8 protein-coding genes are annotated in these 6,472 nt (G+C 48.3%); 3 read left to right on the top strand and 5 right to left on the bottom strand.

Annotated features, from left to right (window positions below):
- Positions 1-231: hypothetical protein (locus tag ACY2VT_RS13985; RefSeq protein WP_461880301.1), on the top strand; the 231-nt coding region annotated here is incomplete at its 5' end.
- Positions 232-554: 323 nt separating this feature from the next.
- Here the strand turns inward: ACY2VT_RS13985 and ACY2VT_RS13980 are convergent.
- The 5 genes from ACY2VT_RS13980 to ACY2VT_RS13960 form a co-directional block, all read right to left on the bottom strand.
- Positions 555-1,046, bottom strand: a complete 492-nt coding sequence (locus tag ACY2VT_RS13980; protein WP_461880300.1) for a hypothetical protein — start codon at positions 1,044-1,046, stop codon at positions 555-557.
- 34 nt (positions 1,047-1,080) lie between these two features.
- The gene (locus ACY2VT_RS13975; protein WP_461880299.1) at positions 1,081-1,359 is read right to left on the bottom strand and encodes a type II toxin-antitoxin system YafQ family toxin; all 279 of its coding nucleotides are present in this window, start codon (positions 1,357-1,359) and stop codon (positions 1,081-1,083) included.
- Positions 1,352-1,618, bottom strand: a complete 267-nt coding sequence (locus ACY2VT_RS13970; RefSeq protein ID WP_102286716.1) for a type II toxin-antitoxin system RelB/DinJ family antitoxin — start codon at positions 1,616-1,618, stop codon at positions 1,352-1,354. The genes ACY2VT_RS13975 and ACY2VT_RS13970 overlap by 8 nt, the downstream gene beginning before the upstream one ends.
- 258 nt (positions 1,619-1,876) lie before the next feature.
- Positions 1,877-3,334 carry a hypothetical protein gene (locus ACY2VT_RS13965; RefSeq protein WP_461880298.1) on the bottom strand — a complete coding sequence of 486 codons (1,458 nt, stop codon included), beginning with the start codon at positions 3,332-3,334 and terminating at the stop codon, positions 1,877-1,879.
- Between the two features lie 371 nt (positions 3,335-3,705).
- Positions 3,706-4,950, bottom strand: a complete 1,245-nt coding sequence (locus tag ACY2VT_RS13960) for a plasmid recombination protein (protein WP_461880297.1) — start codon at positions 4,948-4,950, stop codon at positions 3,706-3,708.
- Positions 4,951-5,357: 407 nt separating this feature from the next.
- Between ACY2VT_RS13960 and ACY2VT_RS13955 the strand changes: the two genes are divergently transcribed.
- Together ACY2VT_RS13955 and ACY2VT_RS13950 are read left to right on the top strand one after the other, a co-directional pair.
- Positions 5,358-6,233: a hypothetical protein gene (locus tag ACY2VT_RS13955; protein WP_461880296.1), complete on the top strand. Its 876-nt coding sequence runs from the start codon at positions 5,358-5,360 to the stop codon at positions 6,231-6,233.
- 17 nt (positions 6,234-6,250) lie between these two features.
- The coding region (locus ACY2VT_RS13950) for a hypothetical protein (RefSeq protein WP_461880295.1) at positions 6,251-6,472 on the top strand (222 nt) is incomplete at its 3' end.

Raw genomic sequence — 6,472 nt, 5'->3', positions numbered from 1 at the left:
TTTCATATAAAAAAGCAATATCGCGACCTTCCTTGGAGAAGAAAATGGCAAATTAAAAATGGAATTTATGAGTTAACTTTTGGTGGCGGAGTTCTCTTACTTCAACCCATTCAGAAACTAAATTTTAGGCCGCTAACCGTTGTAGTTGGCTGTTTAGCCATAGCTGCCTTCATTCTTATGATCCTAAATGACAACAAGTTGAAGAAAGGGCCTTCTAATCGGTCTCATTAACACACAAAAAAGATGGTGCAGATTTCTGCACCATCTTTTTTGTGTGTTTACCCGTTCACATATAAACGGGTAAACCGTTATAAAAGAGGAACTGTAGGGGAGTCATTATGCCTCCCCTACAGTTCCTCTTATCCATTTGTCTTAAAATTTCTGACGCAAATTATTATTGTAAATATTACACATATGATTGATGGTAACAAGCGTTTTCTTTTTCCTTAGCCGCAGGTTTTCCGGTGGCCGGAGGCGAAGGCTCCCAACCTGGCCCAATGATAGACTTAAATGCAGATTCCTGATCAAATTAAACATATGTCGGGACGGCCTTTTTATTTTCCAAAAAACTTACTCCAAAAGCCCTGCTTTCGTTCCTCTCGGATAACCCCATCCCGTGGCTCCCCTCCAGCCTCTCCAGTAAGAAACTGCTGCTGTATCGTTCCTGCATGAAGTGCCTGCGCAGCCTGTGCGGTCTGCTGGGCAGCCACCAATGCTGCGTTGCTCTCCGCAAGCCTTGCATTCAACTCCCGGATCTGTTCGTCCTTCACTTCAAGCTGTTGATTCTTATGCTCCAATTCACTCTGCAACATGGCAATCAGCGTCGTTTCGGAGGTTTCGCAAGTTTCGCAACTTGGTTTCGCATGTTGCGAAACTTGCTTTCGCTCAATAGCCCCATAATGCTGATATATCAATGTTTTTGTGGTTTCGTCGATTGCGAAACTTGCTTTCGCATCTTTCGCAACATGGTTTCGCCGACACCATGCACGGACTGCCTGCTCTGACACCCCACAATCAACGGCAATTTCCTTAATTGATGCCGCCAAAACTCCATCACCACACTTTCTTCTGAATCACATCTCAAAACAAATCGCTGTGAGATCCCGTCCTTATCAATTTCAAAACTAAGGTCTGCTGAAAAACCTTATAGACCAGCAACCAATCCGGCTCGATGTGGCATTCTCTCATGTCCTTATAATTTCTGGAGTTCGTAAGCACATGATCACGATATGCCTCTGGCAGCGGTTTCTCATTGCAGAGCAAAGCAATTACTTCTTCCAGCTTCTTTGGGTCGCAGCCTCTCTTGATTGCAAGCTTGTAATCTCGTTTGAACTGCCCCGTAAATTCTGGCTTAAGCATTAAGCGCCCTCATCAAATCGGCAACGCTATCAAACGGGCCATACATATCCTCTCCCTTTTCAGCCGCTTCCATTGCAGCATAGGTAACAGCATTCGGCTCGTCAACCTTAACCTCAAAGGGAAGGCCATGACACCTAAGTGCCTGGCGATAAAAAATTCCCGTTGCCGTACTCAAATCCATTCCAAGAGACTTAAAGAGAGCTGCCGCCTGCGCTTTCAGCTCCGGCTCCATTCTCAGCGTCATATTTCCTTTAGCCATACATATAGCACTCCTTTCTTCGTCATTCTTAGCTTGCACCATTAGTATATTCAATATCCAGTCTATTTGCAAGTGCATTGCAAATATTTTATGAAACATTTCTGTGAACACAAGTTTTCTATATAGTCACGCCGCAGCGTGCGCATTTATGGGTTTAAAAAGGCCTTAATTTATGCGGTTTCCCGGCCTCAAAAACAGAGGGGGCAGTATCTTTACCCTCACACCATCAAAAACGGCGTAGAGGCCGTTCTGGGGCGTTTACAGCCCCTTTCGCAAGTCCTCCTGTATCAGATCACTCAACGCCTGTGACGGGCGTATTTTGACCGTCAGACAGCCATCCTCATACCGAACCGTTGGCGGATTGTCCCACCACTTATAAACCGTGTTCTTTGAAAGTCCCGTTTCGGCAATACACTCTTTCGGTCTGCCGTCCGGATGCAGCTCCCGCCAGTCATATACTCGCTGCTGCGCTGATGGCCGCCCATTTCCCTTCCTCCAATTTGGATTTGTAACTGTTTGAATAGCCCGCATAACCTCCATATGCTGTTCCTGCGTTCTACCGTTTCTTTTATTTCTCTCAACTCGAACATTGGTCAGTTTCTCAATATCTGCAATCGTAAAGTTATAATACTCTTTGTCGTATGCCTCCATCGCACTCCGTATATCCTCCTCGGTCAATGCGTTCTCATGCTTCACCATCTGTAAGTCCTCAAACGCTGTCCGCATATCCTGCCGGAGCTGCTGCTTCGGCACATCGCATTTATAGGCGTAGATAGCAAGGCACATCAAATAGAAATACCGATGGCCGCCCTCGATGCTGCCGATCTGCCGCAGCCACCAATGGTAAAGGGCATACGGATCATCGCCGTGTACCTTTCCGGCTATATCCCACTTCTTTTTTCTCTTATTGCCCTCTACCACCACACGCTGATACCATTCCGGGTATGCCTCCTTCGCCTGCGCCCTCGTCATTCTGGACGGATGAAACGGCTTATTTATATCCACCCGGTTCTCCGGCTTGATTGCGTAAGCGTTCAGATAATCCAGCGTCACACGCTCCCCTGTGCGGAAGGCCACCAACTCCGTACCGTACTTGGCGTTGATGCTCCCTACCATGCGGAAACCCTGATTGATGGACTGATACTGAATCGCCTTTAGCTGGGATGTCCCCTTGTACTCCCAGATACGGAATGTGAGGTCATATTTGAGGCTCTTCAGCTGAACTTTGATGTTTGGGTACAGGTCTATCGGCTCATTGAACACATAGTACAGGTGCAGCCCGTTTCCGGACAGAACAAGAAAAGTCGGCATAGGCAGCCGCCGGACACGCTGCGGATCTCCATCAAAGCGGAGAAAGAGATTGCGCAGCTCCCCAATACCTACCCCGTCCAAATCAAAGATAAGAGCGTTCATCCGCTGTGCGTGCTCCAGCCGGTTCTTATTCCGTCGATAGACAAGACCGCTGCACAGTGTCAAGGGATTCTGCTCCACAAACTCCGTATAGTCCTGCTCCCAGGTATCGTGATACATCTTCCGCCGATGAAGCCGCTCATCTTCTCCATGGTAGAGATACACAGCACTCGGATGAGAGAAATCATCGTACTTGACCCCGTACAGCTCGTTGTCCGGAAACAGCTCCCGGTAAAAGTCATAGCCGCCCACCTGCTCAAACTGAGCCGACAGGTACTCATAGCATCCTCTGTAATTCTCGGTCATGCAAAACCACCTCCAAAAGAAAAAGAAGCAAAAAGAAAACCGCTGCGGCGGGGAAGGGGGAAAAGGGGGAGCCAAAGAGCGGCCTCCCGCTGGTCGGCCTTAAAGAGAAAGTCACCTCCCCCTTTTCCCCCTCGTTCCGGCCATGGAAATGATGGAAAACCCTGACGGGTTTACCACATTCCCACAGCCGCCACTCACCCCCTTTTTCCCCTCCGACTTTCTCCCTTTCCGAGAGAATATTTTTGAGATTTTGGGAATACGATATAAGGGGCCCCTACCCCTTACAGGTCGCTTAGATTATCAAAACTTTTTTTGGGAAAATTTCTAAAGCCATTATACCGTGCCGGACTTGCAAACGCAAGTCCGGTTTTTTACCGTTCCATTCCTCCCATGCTCATGCCTCGATCGTTCCTATGCTTCTGCTTTGGCTCCGGCATGATATGTGCCCTTGCCCGCTGGACATATGGCCGAAACTGCTCCGGCAGCTTTTCCTCCAAGAAGTTCAGCGCAGCCTCTACTCGCTGCATCAGCCTCGCCATGAGATCCTTCTGGCGGTTCAGTTCATACTCCAGCGCCATGTTCTCATCCTTCAGGTCAGACAGCTCCTGCGCCTCCTTCAGCCGTTTCTGAATGGACGGACGGAGCTGCCGCTCCAGCGAGGTAATCTGCGCCTTCTGAAGCTCTATGGTATTGGCCTGTTGCTTGACCGTCTGCTCGGCCTCTGCGCCCCGTACCGCCAATGCCTTTAGCTGCTTAACCTCTTTCAAAGTAATGCCCTTGATATTGCCCATCATCGTTTCTTCCGGCTTTATTCTGTCCAGATCCAACGACACCTTTTTCGCTGCCTTTAACTCCTTGACCGTGCCTTGCAGCGTTTCCTTTTCCGCCTGCAGCTCCGACACTTCCGCCCTCGATGCTTCTATCTCCTGCCTTGCGGCCTCCAGCTCCCTCGCCGCCTCTTTGTACTCCGGCAAGGACATATGCGGTCGGCCTCCGTCTCCGTGGATCACCTCAAAGCTGTGCTGCTGGGCGATCTGCTCCAGCACCAGCTTCTCACTGTTTACCCAGGCATTCCATTCTGTCTGCCGTTTTGACTGGCCTGTAAAGCCCTGCTGCGCCAACGCCTGTTTCAGCGATACCCGTTTCGCAAGCCCCCGCTTCTGCTCCGTTGCCACAGGTACGAAGTCTATATGGATGTGTGGCGTGGCCTCGTCCATATGAATGACCGAATTGAACACCCGCAGGTGCGGGTTCCGTTCCTGAAACGCCTCGGCAAACTCCTTGAGAGCTGCCGCAGCCCGTTCACCATCCGGCGTCTCGCAGCCGCAGTTGTCCTTGTTGCCGATCTGGAAGATGACCTCATGGAAAAGCCGCTCCTGCTTGCTCTTTTCAATGTGCCGATAGTAGTCCGGGATCTTATCTCTCGTCTTGGTTTTCTTTGCGTTGTACTCCGCAAGGGCTTCATCGAAAAGCTCGTGGTAGACCTGTTTCAGATTTTCCCTGCACAGCGTGATGTTCTGCTCGGTTCTGGCCGGATCTACATTCTCGGTAATGAACTTGCGGTTATTATGCCCCATGCTGCCGGTTCCCATCATACCGGATATTTTGACTGCCATACTCGCACCTCCTGTCCCTTTTATTATACCATAGGTTTCCGCTGAAGTCACCTCTTTGTTACTTTCTCTGTGAGAAAGTAACGCAAAAGCACTTTCACACCGCCGCCCGTTGGGCGTCAGTATGAAAGTGCTTTTTGCGCGCTCCCGCGGGGGTTGCTAACGGTGTCTCCCTAATATACTCACTAATCATCCTAACATAACGGTTTACCCGTTCATATATAAACGGGTAAACCGTTATATCCTATTTCATGAACAACGCTCACAAATTGCCCATTATAGATAAAATTGCTTGCCACTTTATTATTTTTATTGTATAATGTTCCTGTATCAAGTGCAGAAGTGAGGTAATGCCGATGGGCCACACATCTTACCACCAGATTATGGCCACCATGTGAAAGGAGGACTACATGAAAAAGTTATTATCAACAATTTTATGCCTCGCCATGATGTTATCTCTGGCGACCCCTGCTCTTGCAGCTTCTTCCACTACGGCCTCTGGAATTAGGGGTGAAATCATTTACCAAGAAGGTAGCAATTCCCTTTCCAGAAGTTCCCCTACTGTAATCGTTTCCTCCGTGAAAAACCAAGATGGTTCCTACACTATCTGCCAGTATAGCAATGGTGTCCTTCAAGAAGAACATACTACAGTACCCGGCAGCGGTTTTGTAAGCAGCAAAATATATAATGCAGATGGTTCCGTTTCTCCTTCGCAAAAAATTACTCGTCAAAGCACCTTCTCCGCTGCAGCAGCTCGCGGAAGCACAAGTACTCGTCCCCTTGGTTACATGCATTATCGCAATTCCTTTACACAGGAGATTTTCTCTATCAACTGCACCGTTACCGACGAACAGCATATCAATGAACCTTTCACCTTCTATGCTAACACCGCATGGACTCTTTCTGAACTAATTGCAGATATTCTTTCCATTTGGGCATTCTTTGCCAACCCTGCGAGCCTCGCTAAGCAGGTCATTGATATGCTTTCCGATGTTGGTCTCTTAGAATACGCACTGAATGGAGTGATTTCCGCTGTGATCACCAAGACGGTAAGATGTACATATTACAACCAGTCCATTCGAGGCGTTCCGACCCAGCCCACCGGTCGCGGTAAAGAACACACACTGACTGGAACATATTGTTTCCTTGACGTAACCGGAAGTACCAAGATTAAAACTGAAGGGTACACCGTTAGAGACTGGGGCAATCCTTCTATGGGGCGCTGGATGATGTATAACGTCTTTGGGATTGATGAGGCCCCTACTTCCTGGACCAATTTGGATTGATCTAACTGGAGTGGCTTATGGGTAAAGAGAATTCCATAGTATTGTTTTTGGGTGTCCTGACATGTGCTTTATCTCTTTTAGATTTTACTGGTCAAACATTTCATATAAAAAAGCAATATCGCGACCTTCCTTGGAGAAGAAAATGGCAAATTAAAAATGGAATTTATGAGTTAACTTTTGGTGGCGGAGTTCTCTTACTTCAACCCATTCAGAAACTAAATTTTAGGCCGCTAACCGTT

The organism is Fusicatenibacter sp., assembly GCF_050872605.1.
Lineage (GTDB): Bacteria > Bacillota > Clostridia > Lachnospirales > Lachnospiraceae > Fusicatenibacter.
This window is presented reverse-complemented; position numbering and strand designations above follow the sequence as displayed.